Below are 17915 nucleotides of genomic sequence, written 5' to 3'. Positions count from 1 at the left end.
AATGATGAAACTAGACCTGACTAATAATCTTAAAGATTACTATTAATGCAATCATCAATATTATTTTTTAAACCTTGTTTTTAGCACTTCTTCTAGCTCTTTTTTCGCAGCCTTTGCTGCTTTATTACCAGCTGCTGCTCTAATTTCGCCCACAAATTCTTTTAACTGACTTGGAGAAAAGCCAACATTCAGGCAAATATTTAAATGCGATTGAAGCATCGGTTCTGCATCTCCTATAGTAGCAATTACAGAAATGGTTACCAATTCTCTTTCAGTATAAGTTAAAACATCACGTTCAAAAATATCTGCAAAAAGATGTTCTTTCAGAAAAGTATCTATCTCTGGCGAAAATGCTGAATAACCAGTTTTCGGGCCATCCTGCTTGGCTCCTGTCAGTTTTTCTAAGATTGCTTTGCCTCTTTCATATTTACTGCCTTCGTCTTTTATTGCAGATGCTTCGGAGCCAACGACATCAGTAATACCTTTTGCTTTTCGGTCGTCCAGTACAATCATAAAAGTCTGTAATCCTCGAATACTTCTCGGGAATCCGCAATAAGCATAAAGATGAACCAAACTTTCTTTGATCTGATTAATTGTTAAACCCGCATCTAATCCTGTATTTAGTTCTTCTTTAAGTTTAATTAAATCGCCTTTTGCAGTCACAGCAGCAATTCTAACAATCGCTTTTTGTTTATTATCTAAACTTTTAATTGTATCCGTTTGAGCTTCCATTGTTGTTGAAGTTAGTATTGCTATTGTAAATAATATGGATTTTAAAAGTGTTTTCATTTTCATTGAATAATTAATTAACCATTTTTATTTTCTTCAGCCAATTTTGGATTTCAACCTGAACTTGTTTTTCTTTTTCGCCTTCCATTACAAATAAAATTCCATCTCTTTCAATGCCACCTTTGACTGAGAAGCCTTCTAAAACACTGCTTTTTGCACATAATTCTTTAACCGTTTGAAAACTGCTGCCAACTCCATATCCTGCATTGGTATTGAAAGGAATAACCGTTTTTCCTTCCAAATTATATTCTTTTAAAAAGCTTTTCATTGGAGGCGGCAGCTGCATACCCCAAGTTGGAAAACCCACAAATACCATATCAAATTTTTCAACATTGGTTATTTTGGTTTTTAGAGGAGGTAGAAAACCTATTTCATTTTCTTTGGAAACCTGACTCACGATTTCTTTGTAATCTTCGGGATACGGTTTTTGCAATTCAAGTTCTACTAATGCACCGCCGACATTTTTATGAATGATTTCAGCAACAGCCTTGGTATTTTTAGTGCGCGACAAATACACAATCAATATGTTTTTATCTTTGGACAATTCTGCTTTATTTTGAGTTGATTCCTGTGCTTTACTACAACTTGAAAATAAGCAGATCAATACAGTTATTATATACAAGAATGTTGTTGATTTTTTCATCGTATTAAGTTTAGCAAAATTATTTATCCAATCCTTTCTCTTTGAGCCATTCAGACATAAGATCAGCTATTTGAACATTATTCAAATCGGAGAAAGGAAAGTGTGTATTGCCTGTAATGCCCATTTCAGGAAGATGAACCACAGTAACATCTCCTCCTTTTTTGTTTACAGCATCACGCCATAATCTTGCCATTTCCAAGCGTGCGCGCCATCCGTCTGCACCTGAATTTTTTGATGGTTTATCTGGAATATTATCCCCATAATAAATTACTATCGGAATTTTGGTCAGCTTCATAAAATCTTCTAGTGGGATAGCTGTGGCTTCAAGAGCACCTGCTGAACTTGCAATTGGAGACGGAACTTCGCCTTCTGGAAATAGAAATCCGCTGCCTGGTTCGTACGATACAATGGCTTTCACATTTTGATTCTTAATAGCCGTAATCCAGCCCATACCTCCAGAATGAGAATGAGTAACGAGAATTGCTGTACCAATTTTATTAAAAAGTTCAGAAGCTGCATCTGTAGTAACCTTTATATCAATTGCTCCTAGATTCGGAGTCATCGCTCTAAAGTATTGATTAAGTGCTTCAGGATCATGGGAAAATTGAACACCATCAAAATAATTGGGCCAAATCCCAACACGAAAAACACCAAACCACTGCTGTTCATCAGGAACTGGTTTTATCGAAGCTTCTGAAGTACTTCTACCTGCATTTCCTCTTCTTGGCTGATCTATTAAATAAACAGGAAATTTTCTGCGAAGAAAAATATTCTGAAATCCTTCACGTCCGTCTGGTGTAGTTTCCCAAGTTTTAGAAAACTGACCTATTCCGTGCCACATTACCAAAGGATATTGGCGCGTTTTGGCTGGTATTTGATAAAAAACATAAGCATGATCTCCTCTAAAAGTCTGTCCGTCGGGAGCAATATTATAAGGATCAAAAGTACCTGGGTTCTCAATTACGGTTCCTCCTACTGCAAAACTTCCTTGTTCTTCTATAATTAATGGCTTTTGCTTTATTTTTTTCTGAGCTGTAATTGATGAACTTCCTATTATAAGTAATAATCCGTATAATAGGCAGAATTTAATGTTTTTATTTTCCATTCTATTTTTCCTCATTTTTTCAAATTTATTGCCCAGGTGTCATTAATTTAGTAAATGACAATGAGCCTAATTTCCATTCCTTCCTTTCTTTTATATATACTTCTGTTACAATAAATGGATTCGTAACTTCATTTCCTCCCACTACTGCTACTAGTGTGAGTTTACTTAAAAGTATCGCCGTATCACCAATAATATTTACCGAAACTTCGTGAACGTCTGCTTTCTTGTAATGAATTCCTCCACTTTTAATCACATTGATTTCCTGAGTTTTACCCCAACTTCCTCCCATATGAACAAAAACAGATTTATCATCAAACAAAGGCGTGAGTTTATCGACATTCTTATCGGCCATCCATTGCCATTTTTGTTTCGAAAGTTGTATTACTTCTTCTTCAACAGCAGTATTTTGTGCAAAAGAATGGTTTGCCATTAGAATAAGTATAAGCAGTCCAAAAAGTGATTTTTTCATAATATTGTTAATTTTTAATTCCCGTATTTTTGGAAACATTATCTATTTAATTTTCTCTCACTCAACCACTTTACCATATTGGGATCTCTGTGATCGAAAAACAGACTGGCATTGGTATCTAAAGTTTGAATAGCATTCAGATCTTCATTTGATAATTCAAAATCAAAAATGTTGAAATTTTCTTCCATTCTTTCTTTACGAACCGATTTCGGAATAGCAACAACTCCTCTTTGAGTTAACCATCTCAGAATAACCTGCGCTGTAGATTTATTATATTTTTGAGCAACTGCTGTTAGAATTTCATTTTGGAAAATATCATTTTTTCCTTCAGCAAAAGGTCCCCATGATTCAATTTGAATATTATTTTCCTCAAGGAACTTTTGCGTTTCATTCTGCTGATGAAACGGATGTGTTTCGATTTGGTTGACCGCAGGAACAAATCCTGTATTAGCAATTAAATCCATAACTCTGTCAGGATGAAAGTTCGAAACGCCGATTGCTTTTACTTTTCCTTCTTTATATAATTCCTGCATGGCACGCCAAGAACCATAGATATCGCCATAAGGCTGATGGATTAGATACAAATCAAGATAATCTAATTGTAAAAGATCTAATGATTTCTGGAAAGCTGTTTTTGTATTTTCATAACCCGCATCACTTACCCAAAGTTTTGTAGTTATAAAAAGTTCTTCTCTTGCAATTCCGCTTCTTTTAATACCTTTTCCCACAGCTTCTTCATTCATGTAAGATGCTGCTGTATCAATTAATCTGTAACCCGTTTCAATTGCATCCACTACTGCCTGTTCGCATTCTGCCATATCCTGCATTTGAAAAACACCAAACCCTAAAATGGGCATTTCAACACCATTGTTTAATTTTATATTGTACATTGTAATATGATTTATAATTCTATTATTACAAATTTCCGAACTAAATACGACGGCATTGGTATACGAATTACTGAATTTCCTACCAAGATTACTGATTGAGAGTAAACCGAAATTTAAACTGCTGTTAATTGATTAAATTTGTGTAATAAACAATGAAAAACATGGAACAGGTATTTAATTTCGAAACCATTAGCGAATACAATGATTTTAATAATCATGAAACGCTGCATCCATTAGTTAGTATAATTGATTTTTCTAAAGCAAAAGAAAGAACTGGTTCTAAAATGAATTTTGAACTGTATTGCATATTCCTGAAACAGGTAAAATGCGGAGACTTAAAATACGGTCGCAATTATTATGATTATCAGGAAGGAACTTTAGTATTTATATCTCCGGGACAGACGATTGATGTAGAAAACAAAGTAGATTATTACCAGCCTGTAGGACATGGATTGGTTTTTCATCCCGATTTAATCCGAGGTACAACACTTGCTAAAAGTATTAGTGAATATAGTTTTTTTGGTTACAATACTAGCGAAGCTTTGCATTTGTCCGAAAAAGAAAAACAACTTGTTTTTGACTGCTTTAATAAAATTGAAATTGAATTAAAACAATCTATAGATAAGCACAGTAAAAAGCTTATTGCTTCTAATATTGAGTTGTTTCTGAATTACTGCGAAAGGTTTTACGACCGCCAGTTTATTACCAGAGATACTACCAATAAAGGAATTGTTGAAAAATTTGAAGAACTATTAAATAGTTATTTTTCTTCTGAAAAACCAAATACAATAGGACTCCCATCTGTTGCCCATTATGCAGGGGAGCTTAATTTGTCTCCAAATTATTTTGGTGATTTAATTAAAAAAGAAACAGGAAAATCTGCTCAGGAATACATTCAAAATAAAATTATTGAAACGGCAAAAGACAAAATATTTGATTCTACAAAGACCATCAATGAGGTGGCTTATGAATTAGGATTTAAATACCCACAGCATTTTACTCGTTTTTTCAAGCAGCATGTTGGCAGTACTCCTAATGAATACAGGGTAATGAATTAAGAAAAAAAAAGCTTGCAATAAATGAATGAAAAATTAAGCGCTAATTTAAAAAAGGTTAATTCCTAGGAATTAACCTTTTTTTTATGCCATCATCTTATAACCTATTAATATCTTAAAACTATATTTAAAAAAAAGTGGCAGAATTTTAAAAAACTGCCACTGGAAAGATATAATTCTAATGTAAAATTAAAATATTATTTTTTTGGATGTCCTACCCCCGTCTTCAAAAAATACCCTGATTAGGAATACTTGACTGCCGGAGTTGATGCTATCAATCTCTAAATCAAATGCTTTTAGCTGCGCAATATTGTAAATCAGCCTCCCTGCCGCATCATAAATTGAAACTTGCTCCATAGCGGTCTTATAAGATCTTAATGTGATAACCTTATTTTTTGAAGCAACTATTAGATTTTCGGGATCATTATCAAATTGAGCATTCCCCAAATTTGCCTTGGCAGTATAGCGAATTATGAAACGATCTACAAAAGTTCCTTTTTCTGTTGAAAATGTATAAGCGCCTTTTTTCAAATTATGCATAATACCGGTCTCCTTATCCTCTAGATAAATATCCTGATCAGTTAAATCGCCATCTGCATGATCAATTGAAATGTTTAAATCTCCGACAATTTCAGATCTGTAACCAAGAGGAACTGTATCGCTGAGAAGAAACGGCAGACCACGTGCCTGAATCACCAGTTTCTTTCCTTCGTTAATGCTGTAAAAATCCGCATATTTATTTGCATCCAAGGAAACAGCATCATAATTAAAATCAAAACCATTAGTTGCTCCTTCTATATAACCAAGTAAAAGCTGTTTAAAAAGACCTTCATTATTAGTCAGATTAAGCCAGACCCGGTGTATTTCAATTGGGGGAACATCCTTGTAATGTAACATGGATTGATAACTGTTTTGAAATACAGGCTTGCAAAAAACAGAATGGGCATTTAGAGAGTTTAATAACACAAAAGAAATTAAAAGTATAAAATTTGATGAGTATTTTTTTTTCATATCGTATAATTTAATAAGTAGTAAGTGGGTAAATAAATTTGATGTTCTTTACTCTAAAATAATTTTAAACAATCGATTATATTTTCGCTGCAATTAGGAGAGTAAATTATAATTTGAAAAAAAACAGGAGGTGAATTTGAGTTTACAGCCATAAAAAAAGATGTTTGATTAGTAGGATTTAGCACTATGCTTAAAGTAAATTTATAATTGAACACTAAAAATTCATTTATATTTATAGCTCTAAAAGTTATAAATATCCCACTCACAAGGGAGAACAAGCTGTAAAAACATGCTTTTATAGAGACCGAGACGGAATCAGAAAATTCTCTATAGTTTCAATCACTGGCATGTAAGCCAGTAATTGAATTTCTATATCTATTAAGACTGTAAGTTTTTACTATACAAACAGCTTTTAGATTATTGATATTGATTCAATTCAATCTCAGAAGGATTAAGTAAAAAGAATCATAAACTTCCCCCAAAAAGCCTATCAACATCTTAAATAGAAGTGTCTTTTATAACAATTACAAATTTGATTGATTTAGTGGCATAATTACAAGATCACAAGGGAGTAAAATATTCTTAATAGTTATAATATTTAACTTCAAAGGTCTTTTTTACGGTACAATCGAAAATATATAACAGCAGTAAATTATCGTTATCTGTGTTATAAATAATCCAAATTCTTTAAATCTTACGCAAAATAGTTCTCATTTTGTAACAGAGAGTCACTAATAGAGACAAATTATAGTTGTGGCTTTTTTTACCATAACTGAGTGCTGTTCTTCTCTGGCTCATTAGTTTAAATTGTTACTTTTACGGAGCTGTTAACTTGAAAAAACCTCATAAAAAAATATAACCATTTAAAACTATGAAAAATAGATTCCTTTTAATTTTTTTACTGTCTTCTATCTTTTGTCTGGCCCAGAGCTCGCAAGCAGAAAAGATTAATATTAAAATTTTGATTGATAGTGCGGCCAATAGAATGATTAAAAAACCTCTAATACATTCTACTTCAATCGCAATAGTTTATAAAGGGAAAGAGTTTATTGGTCATTATGGAGAATTAGAAAAAGGAAAAAATAATTGCCCTAATAATGAAACCATTTATGAAATTGGTTCTTTAAGCAAAACATTTGCAGGAACACTTACAGCAGAAGCAGTGAGCCAAAATAAACTGAATATTGAAGAGGATATCCAGAAATATTTACCCGAAGATTATCCAAATTTAAAGTACGGAAAACAGCCTATTCTTATAAAGCACTTACTCTCACATACAAGCGGATTACCAAATATGCTCCCATTGGAAGCCAATACAATTCTAGAAAATTTCACCAGCCACGATACTCCAGCAAAAATCAATGAACTTTATAAGAACTATAGCGAAAAAGATTTTTTAAGAGATCTTCATAAAGTCAAAATTGATTCGGTTCCAGGTTATAAATATCAGTATTCAAGTGCAGGCAGCCAACTTATAGCTTTTGTTTTAGAAAAAATTTATAAAACAAAGTACGAAAAGCTATTAACAGATTACCTGATAAAAAACATGGCCATGCAGAACACCAAAATCATCCTTTCTGCTCAGGAAGCCAAAAAGCTTGCGGTAGGCTATCATAGTGACAATCCTGTAATCACGACACCAATGCCAGAATTACCATGGGGCGCGTCGGGCAATATAAAATCAACAATACCTGATATGGCTAAATATATTAAGTTTCAGTTGAAGAATAATAAAGTTGTAGCCGAATCACATCAACCAATTGTAAAATTTGACAAGGAGTTTAGTATTGGTTATTTCTGGAATATTGCAACAGATGATAAAGAACTGGGAACCTTTTACCTTCATCATGGTGGAGTGCCACGTTCTCAATGTTATATTTATATAGTTCCGAAATATGATCTAGGCGCATTCATTATTACAAATCAAAGTGGTAACGAGACAGCGAGAATTATGGAAGAGACATTAAATGAAATATTCGAAAAAAATAAAAGCAACCGAAAAAAATAACTAAAATTAGTAATGCTTTACGATATTATTAAAAAGCTCATTATAATAAATGAGCTGTTTTTCAAGATTTCTTGCAAGGTATTATTAACGTATCAAATATTCTTATTTTAATAGAATCCTTTCTGTAATTGCTTTGTTTGAAGAAGCCTCAATTCCGGTAACTTCGGCATACTTTACGTTTGGTAGCCAAAAGGAACCTCCTTCAATACGCACAAATATTTTTTCTACTTGTATTCTTTTCTGATTTACACTTACAAAAACATGATATTTTTGATCTGAATCTATCTTTTTCAAGGTTAAAGGCAACTTTTTATACGATACAAATTGAAGCTCAAATTCCTCATTATTCAAGATTTTGCTTTCTATTCCGTAGGCAAATTTGCGTTGTATATAATTAAAGTCTTTCTTCTCTCCTTTCTCAGCATATCGAATCCAATATCCTTTTATCGGATTCTCTTTATCTATTTTTCCATTTTCTTGGTAATTTATGGCATAAATAGCAGTGTTTATATTAGGATCTCGCTGAATGTAAAATAGCATATTATCTATATTCTTGGGCGTTGGAAAATTTAATGGCGATAGATTTTTAGATTGTGCCAATAGATTTTCAGAAACTATATTTACTAAGATCGTTATAACGATTAGTGATTTTGTAAAATATTTAAATGATAATTTATTCATAAACGGAATATTTGTATGAAGTGTTGGGTGCATTTATTTTAACACATAGAAACATAGCTACAGGATGGCTACAAAAGGCGTTTCACTTGCTTAAAACAAACATAGCTATGTGTTAAGAAACTAGTTTCTTTTTAATATTCTTTTTACACATCTAATTCCGAAGCTTCTTAACTATGTTTCTATGTGTTAAAACAATCACACCCAAAAGATTAATTTGATTTGATTATATCCTGTTTGTGTTTTGTCTTAAAAACCCAATATTTTATCAGTGGGTAATTAAATCCATAAGAAACAAAACTGTCGGTGATTAATCTTCCGATTCGGTAATCAATTTGAAATACTTTTTGCAAAATAAGCGTACCAGATGACTTTAAAGAAATGCTTCCTAATACAACCAACGCAAATTTAAAAAGCTGACTATTAATGCGGCTACTATAACCAAATTGATTTTTAAATACCCAAAATCTATTGATGCTGAAATTAATAATGGCACCAATGGTTCCTGAAATTAAAATAGAAAAGGTAAAATGCAGCTTACATACTTCTGTTAATAGAATCATTAAACCATAATCGGTAATACCACCTAAAAATGCCGCAACTTGCGCCTGCAGAAAAGTGACAATCGCTTTTTTCTTGAACATTTCAGCCTTGGTTTTTATCTTTTAAATCACCCAACTTTAAGAGTTTCAAGCTGTCTATGGTATTGATTATAAATAACGTAATGGTGATTAAGCCTGCCAAATAAGTTATTGATCCAGGAAATAAAACTTCTATAATTAAAATTAAAGCAATAATAAATCGAAGCTCTGTTGGACCAACTAAGCCAGAATCTATACTGTATTCATTTGTAATTTTGTAGCGCAACTGACTGATGATAATCGACCAGCCATACAATGCAACAAAAGCAAAGGCTAATACTTGTGTGCCATTTTTAGCATAAATGTAATAGCCAAAGCCTATAAGTACAATACCGATCCAATCGGCGATAATATCGAGCGCAAAACCATACCAGCGGCGTGGAATATTTCTGTAATAAGCCAATCTTCCGTCTAAAGAATCGCCTAACCAATTTATAGCCAATCCGATAATACCCAAAAGCAAATACCAATTGGCCAAATAAGTTCCTAAAACAAAAGCTAAAAAAACGAATCCTGAACCAAGTGTTCCAAGTAAAGTAAGCAAGTTGGGCGAAATGAATTTAGGCACTTTGGGAAGCAAAAATACAATCGTTAACTGTTCTGCTCTTTTTAAAATATTAGTTCGCTTGCGGTCCGAAAATGTTCTTTGCGCAATTGTACTATACTCCTCCACCTGTATTTCTTTTCCCATTATTAGCCCAATATTTGTAAACCTGACAGGATTGCCAATTCTACTTTTGCAATTTTCAATTTGATTTTTCTTTGCTTACTTTTAAAGAAATCGCTGGCACTTTTTAGCTTACCTGATCTAACCAGATAACTAAATGCGAGAACAATCAGCATAATTATTTAACAATACCTGCAAAACGTTGATAGAAAACCGTTGGACTGTTCTCGTTTTTAGGAGCATATTTTCCTGCTATAATCGGAACATAAATAACCCTTCTTCTACTCTCTTCGCCACGAATAGAGGATTGCGCCACTCTGTGCCACAAACGGCCATCGTGAATAGTTAAATCTCCAGCTTCTGGATTGATAGAAACTTCGTCTGGATCGGCTTGATGATCCAAAAAGTATTTTTTACGAAAAAGCATTTGATAAATACTTTGCTTGTGTGTACCTGGAATGATTTTAAGACCGCCATTTTCAGGTTTTAAAGTACTTAAATGAATACCCACATTTAGCATCGGGTTTAATTTTCCACCATAAAAAATATCTCTTAAACCGTCTGTGTGCCAGCCCATTTTTGTAAACTTACTTTCTGGCCCGTTGATATAATGATTGAAAACCATTCCGTCTTTTTCTTCAGTTCCTAATCTTGCGCCTTCACCTGCCAATGGCAACAAACCATTAAATCTTGGATCAAGTAAAAGACCGCTTAAGGCTTGATGATGCTGATTGATAAAAGCAAAACGTTGTACAATAGGAGAACCATCTAAATCTTTTCCAAATTTAATAGGAACACCATTTACTTTTTGAAGATTGTTTTCAATCCATTTTTGCTCCACTTGTTTGGAAGCATCAATGATGGATGAAACTGTTTCTGGATTTATAAATTTTTTGAAATGGATAAAACCATGTTCGTTAAAAAAGTTTATTTGCTCATTAGTTAATTGCTCAGTAAGAGTGAAGGTTTTATAAGAAGATCCCATGATAATATAGATTTAATAAATGAAATAATAGTGTTTATAATTTTGTCTAAAAGATTGCTGCAACAACAACAGCAACAACACATTCGCATATTTGCTTGCATTCGACCTTTAGGAAAATTAAACGTATTTTTTCTTTTATCTGACATACTCTATAGAATTAGTAGAATTTAATACAAACATAATATATATTTTTTCTATTGCAAAGAATATTTTTATATTTTTTTCGAAAAAAAATTAAATCTTATAAATTCCAGCCGCGGTTTTTTCTATGAAAGCCTTTGGTAATATACGGTTGGCGTAAACTGAAATGATATTGGTAAAACCCGGAATAACTTCTGATTTTTTGCTGAACATAGCTTTTACAGCCATTTTTGCCACTTCATCTGGCTGCATATTAAACTTTTCTGCCATTTTGTTTAAAGCGCTTAAACCAGCTCTTGCGGCAAAACCAGTATCCACTGGACCTGGACTAAAACAGGTTACCGAAATTGAGGTTTGAGCCAATTCGAAACGCAAGGCACGGGTAAACGACAAAACAAAAGCCTTTGTAGCCGAATAAACTGCTAGCGTAGGCACAGCTTGATAGGCAGCGGTACTCGATATATTTAAAATGTAGGCTTGTTTTTGTTGTGAAAGTATGGGAACCAATAAATGCGAAAGCTCTACCACTACATTCATGTTGAGTTGCATCATGCCAAGCTGATCGCTTAGTGCAGACTGACTAAAATCGCCCCACACGCCATAACCAGCATTATTAACTAGAATTCCAAGTGGGTAATTATTACTTTTTATCCAATCGGTTACTTTTTGCGATGCGCCATTTGTTGAAAGATCAAGAGGTAAAATAAAAGCATTGATGCCGTATTTATCTTGAAGATCATTAGATAATGCTTTTAATTCCTCGTCACTTCTTGCAACAAGCAATAGCGGATAACCCTGTTTGGCCAATTCATAAGCAATAGATTTTCCAATGCCTTTGCTGGCACCCGTTATTAAGGCATAAGGTTTCGTTTTTTCGCTCATTTTCTTCATTTAAATTACTCAAATATAAAAATTAATTGTAAACCGCTGGATAAGCAACATCCATAATGGTTATCCCTAACCCTATTCGCTGGCACTTATTTCGCCCAATACGCCAACAAGATATTCAAACCGTTTCCGAATAAATGCTAGAAATCAACCGCACTTAAACTATTGAAAATAGTATAGTTAAAAAAAACACTATTTTTATAGTAACATATAATTGAAGTTTATGAAATTGGAAGAAGAAAAAAAACAAGAAAAAATTACGCCTCAGAAAGCTCAAATCAAGCCTTTCCTGACAGTGAATGACGGATTAAAAGCGGTTAAATTTTACACTGACGCTTTTGGCGCTGTTGAATCTAAAAGATTTGAAGGGGATAACAATAAAATATCTTCTGTATTGCAAATTGAAGGCGCCGAATTTTATCTTAGTGACGAAACACCCTGTGATGGCAGTGAAAATCCAGCATTTAATACACTAATCAGAATAATTCTCGAAACTAAAAATGCAGATAAAATATTTGAAAATGCACTAAAATTTGGTGCAATACAGATTTGTCCCATGGTAACCGAAGAAGACTGGAGAATTGGAAAGCTAAAAGATCCTTTTGGACATATATGGGAGATTGGCTATGAATTATGAGAAAATAATAGCAATTGAGAATACTGCCCAAAATGCGTTAAAGAAAAGTTATAATTCAAACAACTTTATTTAAATGAATAATTTTTCATTTAACTTTACTATATGAGACCTTTAGATCTAGATAAAAGAGAGAAAATTTTGAATTCTGTATATGTACTTACAGGCAGACAGGGATTAGAAAGCGTGACCATTTCTGGCATAAGCAAAACGGCCGGAGTTGCGGCAGGAACCCTTTACATCTACTTTAAAAACAAAGAAGAGGTGGTACAATTGGCTTATGCCGCTGTCGAGGATAAAATGACGCAGGCCATGTATCGTGACTTTGACATTAATTTACCCGTAAGGCAATCACTTAAGCAGATTTATATCAATATGCTTAACTACAGGCTAAACCATTATGATGAAACCGTATTTATCGACCAATATCAACAGTCTGGCTATATACAGCTTAATTTCTCCAAACAACTGGCCGAGTACGAAAAACAGAACAAACCTCTTTATGATCTTCTAGAAAAAGGACAGCGAGAAGGAATTATAAAAGCACTGGATGCCATTATACTGATCAGCTTTTTTGATGGTGCGGTACGCTCCTGCTCTACAGGCATCATACAAAAGTTATTTCCATTAAGCCAGCAGCTCATCGATGACTGCTTTGATTTGGTCTGGAGAGGTATAAGCTAGCATTTTTTTAATTTTAAATGAATAATTTTTCAATTAACATATTTTAATACTATATATCATGAGCATTTTTAAAGACAAAACAATTATCATTACTGGAGCAGCTATGGGGCTCGGACTAGCAGCAAGTAAAGCAGTAGCAGTAAAAGGAGCCAATCTGTCAATTGTAGATTACAATGCCGAAGCACTCGAAAAAGCAAAAGCAGAAATCCATTCAGTTGCTCCAAATGCAAAAATCATAACCATAATCGCTGACGTTTCAGACGAACAAGCTGTCAAAAATTATGTAGACAAAACAGTTGAAGAGTTTGGCCGTATCGACGGATTCTACAACAATGCCGGTATCGAAGGAAAACAGGCCTCAATAGTGGATTATGACATTAATATATTTAAAAAAGTAATTGACATCAATCTTATGGGAGTCTATTACGGTCTAAAATATGTGATCCCGGTAATGCAGAAAAACGGCGGAGGAAAAATTGTAAACGTAGCTTCTGTAGGCGGAATCAGAGGGGTTATTAATCAGATGCCTTATGTTGCAAGTAAACATGCCGTTTCGGGTATGACCAAAAATGCAGCAATAGAATACGGTAAAGATGGAATTTATACCAATGCAATCGCACCTGGAGCTATTCTTACCCCAATGGTGGCAGAAGCTTTTAAACAGGTAAATCCATCAGACCCTAAAGCTGCTGAAACAACATACGCACAAAGAAACCCTACAAGAAGATTAGGAAAACCTGAAGACGTAGGTAACCTTGTTGCATTTCTTCTTAGCGATGAATGCCAATATGTAAACGGACAGACCATTGCTATTGATGGAGGGGAATCAAACCTTTATGGTAATTCTTAAATCAAAATATTTTTATGTAGAAACGGATTACGGCATAGCCTGTAATCCGTTTTTCTTTTTATAGTCGTTTTCTAAGTTAAGCCTTCGCAAATTCTATTTCTAACGAAATGTTTTTTTTTAACAGTAAAAGTTAATTCGTATTTTTAATGTTAAACAAAATCAATATGAAACAGCATAAAATATTTATTTTATTCGTTATATCTATTTTTGTATCCTCATGTTCAACTGTTTTGAATAGTCCAAAAATTGATTATCTCACCAGCAATTACTGCCAGCCTACCATTGAATATGATTATTCTAAACTCGAAGTTTTCCCGAATAAAACATCCAATAACGACAGTATTCTAAAAACTAATTTATCGCAGCATGATATCCTGATAAGCAAGGCTATTGGTATTGAATCTTATCTGGCAGAATATCTTCAAACCAAAAGAGACACTTTAAAGAGACTAGTCTTAAAACAAAAAATTACCGATCGTTTAATTCTTACCAGCATAGAGATAAATGCACTGGCATCAGAATTAGATTGTAATGGCGAACGTATTGATAAACTGGCCAATTTTGTAAACGATATCAATAATAAAAAAACCAGAAATCTAACGGTTGCTTCTGTAACTATTGGCGCATTAACTACTGTAGCGACTGTTTTAATAAAAAACAATAACGCTAGTGATATTGTTGGTGTCAGCGGCGGATTAGTGAGTGCCGGATTAGGAGCGCTGACTATTGCTCCTAAAGGAAAAAAAATCAACTTAAAACTGGAAAGAAATCTGCTCAGAAATATTTGGTTCAATGATAATTCTAACGGCGCATACCCCAACTCTATCTGGGCGATACTAAACGAAAAACAATTTAGCAATTCGGGAAAAAATGATCTGCAGGAAAGCATTAAAAACAGATGGCTGCAATACAATTTTGATGGAAAAATAGATGCTCAAACCGAAAAACTCTTTTTTTATGATGGCGGAATTTACAGCGCAGATGATTTATCTTCAAGGGCCAATATGCTAAATGAATTGCAAGCTACTGTTCGGTCTCTAGAACAAGATTTAAAAAGTTTATCGGTAAGACTTAACAGTATTTAATATGCTCTAAAAATTAAAATTTGATTTTGTAAAATTCCTAAAAATCCATGAATAATTTTGGTTATTTAAATATACTAAATTATCAATATCAAATTACTTTCGCTTTATTGGGTTACAGCATCAATTGGAATCTTTTTCTTGATTTTCTCTACTCCCTTATAAATTTAGTTTAAAATTAATTAAAAAAACGATCCCGCAGATTTACTCTCAATCGTTAGCGCGGATTTGAAATCCGTGCCCGCAAAGATTGGACACAATGCAAATCAAAAAAAATCAATTGTTGTTAATGTTTTCTAGAACGCAATTGATTTTTTTCAAAACAGATCTAAAAAAACAACATCTAAATCATTCTCTAAGCCTGAATAATTCCTTGCCGAACTAAAATAATAATCTTCAGCCGAACTAACAGTTTTGTTTTTTACAGGATTGTTATGGATGTAATCAATTTTTTGCTTGATAAATTTATTGCTGTAAATATGTTCTGCGTGATAGCCATTTTGCCATACTTTATAAGTCTGGTTCTTTTTTAAATGTTCGCATGACTTCTGAAAATATTCCAACATCCATTCTCTTCTGCTTTCAGGTTCATCTATTATAGTTTGTATTATTTTTTTTTGATGTAAATTTTTTAAAATCTCTAATGATATCAGATAATATAAAACCATTCGTTCCTTTGCAGAGCAAATGAATATGGCTACTCATAATACAATAGGCATAAATTTCTAAACCTTTATTTTCCTGACAATACTTTAAAGCATTTATTAAGATATTTTTCTGATTTAGTCTTGTAAATATATCTATCCATCCTACAGCAGTTACAGTTATAAAATATGCTTCCTCAGTTGTTGTTGCTTTATATTTTGTCGACACGTTCTTTTTTCCTACAAAAATAAAAAGTATAGTGGAAAGTTTCACTTTTTATTTGTGGGGTTTTGAAGGAATTACTTTGCGGGCACGGATTACAAATCCGCGCTATCGTTGCGGAGATAGATCTGCGCGATCGGGTATACTTTGCGTTCACGAGCGAGACGCTCGCGCCAGCGGGGTGCCCAGCGGGGTACCTCTTCTAAGTCAGTTAGAAAAGTTTCTAAAATGATTTTTTGGTAATATAACTTTTATCAATTTTGTCAAATAAGATGAAAAGAGTATGGCTAGTATTAAAACTATAAAATATGCGATATCAGTAGTAAACAAAAAAGGACTATTAAAAAGTAAATTATTTAAAACCCATAGATAATTATTACAAAATATTAATATTAAAAAGAATGTCAGTATTGTATTTATATAACCATCAACATCATCTAATTTTAATTTCTTTTTCAATACGATGTTTCCGATTATTAATAACTGGGCAATAACGCTAGCAAGAGAGATTAAAGCAGTAAAACCTGGTTTATAATTAAAAAGTACAATAAAGTGCTTTGAAATCGTAATAAACAATATCGCAATACACAAAAAAGAAGAACTATTTTTTAAAGATAATTTTAAATCTCTTTTTTTGGTTTCAATCTTTAATTTTTCAAGTCTTCTATCGAGAAAAGCAGTTTTTTTAGATAAAAACAAAACTAGAGCCCCAGATATTAAGTATAAAGACATTGCATAAGAAGTTCCATTTATATATCTAACTATAGGACAGAAAATCAATAAAATTCCAACTATAAAGAATGCAAATTGCATTGTTGAAATATTCTTGATTTTTGCAAAAAAAGAATGAAGACTTAACAAGAATAAAGGCATTACTACATGAAATGTCAAATCTTTAATAAGATACATATTATCTCTTTCATAATTAGGAAATTTCAATAAAAATTCTTGTAAATTATATAGGAATAAAATCCAGAAAAATAAAATGAAAGTAAAATGATAACTTGTAATCAACGTATCTTTTGGCACCAGCAATCTAAAGAATAAGGGAGAACTTAAAGTAATCAATAAAATGATTGGACGAAAAATGAATTCAAAAAGATCGAATGCACCAGTTCCAAATCCATAATCCCAAAAAAAATAAAAATATAATAGAATTGGAATCATCGAAAAAATAAAAATATAATCTGATTGTATTTTAGAATAAGAATTAATTTTGCGAATTATAGATTTAATAATAGTCTTATGAAATATGATTAAAAAGAAAAATATTATTGACAGTATAGAGGTGAGTTTATCCCAAAAGCTATTTTCGTGAAAAGTAAAAAAAAGAATAGTCAATCGGAAAAGACTGAAGTTTACAAAAATAACTTTTAAAATTCGATACTGATTTAATTCATTTAGTTCAACAATATAATTTTTTTGATAAAAAAAGTAAGTTAAAATATTTGAGTTTTTTATTAAAACTACAAAACATAATATAATAATGAAAGCAATATTCAAATTGAATGAAAACCGATTTGGGAATTCTTGATAGACGGATAATTTGTTAATACCGAAGACAGCCCCTATCGTATACTTGAAAAGTAAACTATATATTATAAAAGTTCCTAAAAGACTAAAAATTAAATTACTAAATTTTCTTATTTCCATTTTAGATAAAAATTGATTTACAACTTCAAATATATATTTTTTTGTAGTAAAAAGACTTTTTTTGTAATTTTCAATAAGATTAGATTACATGCTCTATTTTATGATTTTCAGGTATTTAAATTTATTATATTCTTTTTGCAATTGTTCCATTTCAATTTTTATTTTATTGAAAACA

Annotated in this window: 18 protein-coding genes and 1 pseudogene; 6 read left to right on the top strand and 13 right to left on the bottom strand. The window is 32.4% G+C overall.

Features of this window, described 5'->3' with window-relative positions:
* Positions 1-60 precede the first annotated feature (60 nt).
* The 5 genes from NCC77_RS13300 to NCC77_RS13280 are packed head-to-tail and all read right to left on the bottom strand — an operon-like array spanning position 61 to position 3896.
* Positions 61-789, bottom strand: coding sequence for a carboxymuconolactone decarboxylase family protein (locus tag NCC77_RS13300; RefSeq protein ID WP_250836008.1), 729 nt, complete (start codon positions 787-789; stop codon positions 61-63).
* 13 nt (positions 790-802) lie between these two features.
* A complete protein-coding gene (locus tag NCC77_RS13295; protein WP_250836007.1) occupies positions 803-1432 on the bottom strand; it encodes a flavodoxin family protein in 630 nt (209 codons plus the stop codon).
* 19 nt (positions 1433-1451) lie between these two features.
* Positions 1452-2537 carry an alpha/beta hydrolase gene (locus NCC77_RS13290; RefSeq protein ID WP_250836006.1) on the bottom strand — a complete coding sequence of 362 codons (1086 nt, stop codon included), beginning with the start codon at positions 2535-2537 and terminating at the stop codon, positions 1452-1454.
* 25 nt (positions 2538-2562) lie between these two features.
* On the bottom strand, positions 2563-3006 hold the full coding sequence (locus NCC77_RS13285) for a nuclear transport factor 2 family protein (protein ID WP_250836005.1): 444 nt from the start codon (positions 3004-3006) through the stop codon (positions 2563-2565).
* 38 nt (positions 3007-3044) lie between these two features.
* On the bottom strand, positions 3045-3896 hold the full coding sequence (locus tag NCC77_RS13280; RefSeq protein WP_250836004.1) for an aldo/keto reductase: 852 nt from the start codon (positions 3894-3896) through the stop codon (positions 3045-3047).
* Between the two features lie 161 nt (positions 3897-4057).
* Between NCC77_RS13280 and NCC77_RS13275 the strand changes: the two genes are divergently transcribed.
* Positions 4058-4954: a helix-turn-helix domain-containing protein gene (locus NCC77_RS13275; protein ID WP_250836259.1), complete on the top strand. Its 897-nt coding sequence runs from the start codon at positions 4058-4060 to the stop codon at positions 4952-4954.
* 186 nt (positions 4955-5140) lie between these two features.
* On the opposite strand, the gene NCC77_RS13270 is transcribed toward NCC77_RS13275, so the two are convergent.
* Complete coding sequence (locus tag NCC77_RS13270; protein WP_250836003.1) at positions 5141-5962, bottom strand: DUF8693 domain-containing protein; 822 nt, start codon at positions 5960-5962, stop codon at positions 5141-5143.
* 871 nt (positions 5963-6833) lie between these two features.
* Here NCC77_RS13270 and NCC77_RS13265 point away from each other — a divergent pair.
* Complete coding sequence (locus NCC77_RS13265) at positions 6834-7970, top strand: serine hydrolase domain-containing protein (protein ID WP_250836002.1); 1137 nt, start codon at positions 6834-6836, stop codon at positions 7968-7970.
* A gap of 102 nt (positions 7971-8072) precedes the next feature.
* Here NCC77_RS13265 and NCC77_RS13260 read toward each other — a convergent pair whose 3' ends face one another.
* The 5 genes from NCC77_RS13260 to NCC77_RS13240 form a co-directional block, all read right to left on the bottom strand.
* Positions 8073-8684: a DUF4833 domain-containing protein gene (locus tag NCC77_RS13260; RefSeq protein WP_250836001.1), complete on the bottom strand. Its 612-nt coding sequence runs from the start codon at positions 8682-8684 to the stop codon at positions 8073-8075.
* Positions 8685-8860: 176 nt separating this feature from the next.
* Positions 8861-9292 carry a GtrA family protein gene (locus NCC77_RS13255; protein WP_250836000.1) on the bottom strand — a complete coding sequence of 144 codons (432 nt, stop codon included), beginning with the start codon at positions 9290-9292 and terminating at the stop codon, positions 8861-8863.
* A gap of 1 nt (position 9293) precedes the next feature.
* A complete protein-coding gene (locus NCC77_RS13250) occupies positions 9294-9980 on the bottom strand; it encodes a CDP-alcohol phosphatidyltransferase family protein (protein ID WP_250835999.1) in 687 nt (228 codons plus the stop codon).
* Between the two features lie 154 nt (positions 9981-10134).
* The gene (locus tag NCC77_RS13245; RefSeq protein WP_250835998.1) at positions 10135-10941 is read right to left on the bottom strand and encodes a phytanoyl-CoA dioxygenase family protein; all 807 of its coding nucleotides are present in this window, start codon (positions 10939-10941) and stop codon (positions 10135-10137) included.
* Between the two features lie 234 nt (positions 10942-11175).
* Complete coding sequence (locus NCC77_RS13240; protein WP_250835997.1) at positions 11176-11964, bottom strand: SDR family NAD(P)-dependent oxidoreductase; 789 nt, start codon at positions 11962-11964, stop codon at positions 11176-11178.
* Positions 11965-12199: 235 nt separating this feature from the next.
* Here NCC77_RS13240 and NCC77_RS13235 point away from each other — a divergent pair, with 235 nt between their 5' ends.
* The 4 genes from NCC77_RS13235 to NCC77_RS13220 all read left to right on the top strand — a co-directional run bounded on the left by NCC77_RS13235 (position 12200) and on the right by NCC77_RS13220 (position 15223).
* The gene (locus NCC77_RS13235; protein ID WP_250835996.1) at positions 12200-12607 is read left to right on the top strand and encodes a VOC family protein; all 408 of its coding nucleotides are present in this window, start codon (positions 12200-12202) and stop codon (positions 12605-12607) included.
* Positions 12608-12709: 102 nt separating this feature from the next.
* Positions 12710-13288 carry a TetR/AcrR family transcriptional regulator gene (locus tag NCC77_RS13230; RefSeq protein WP_250835995.1) on the top strand — a complete coding sequence of 193 codons (579 nt, stop codon included), beginning with the start codon at positions 12710-12712 and terminating at the stop codon, positions 13286-13288.
* 58 nt (positions 13289-13346) lie between these two features.
* A complete protein-coding gene (locus tag NCC77_RS13225) occupies positions 13347-14138 on the top strand; it encodes a glucose 1-dehydrogenase (protein WP_250835994.1) in 792 nt (263 codons plus the stop codon).
* A 164-nt stretch (positions 14139-14302) separates the two neighbouring features.
* Entirely contained in the window at positions 14303-15223 is a 921-nt protein-coding gene (locus NCC77_RS13220; protein WP_250835993.1) for a hypothetical protein, read from the top strand.
* Positions 15224-15537: 314 nt separating this feature from the next.
* Here NCC77_RS13220 and NCC77_RS13215 read toward each other — a convergent pair.
* A pseudogene (locus tag NCC77_RS13215) lies at positions 15538-16093 on the bottom strand (REP-associated tyrosine transposase).
* 201 nt (positions 16094-16294) lie between these two features.
* Positions 16295-17740, bottom strand: coding sequence for a hypothetical protein (locus NCC77_RS13210; protein ID WP_250835992.1), 1446 nt, complete (start codon positions 17738-17740; stop codon positions 16295-16297).
* Between the last annotated feature and the right edge of the window lie 175 nt (positions 17741-17915).

It is taken from the genome of Flavobacterium tyrosinilyticum (genome assembly GCF_023656565.1).
In the GTDB taxonomy this organism is placed as follows: Bacteria; Bacteroidota; Bacteroidia; order Flavobacteriales; family Flavobacteriaceae; genus Flavobacterium; species Flavobacterium tyrosinilyticum.
Note: the sequence above shows the minus strand (reverse complement) of the source record. Positions and strands in the feature narration are given on the sequence as shown.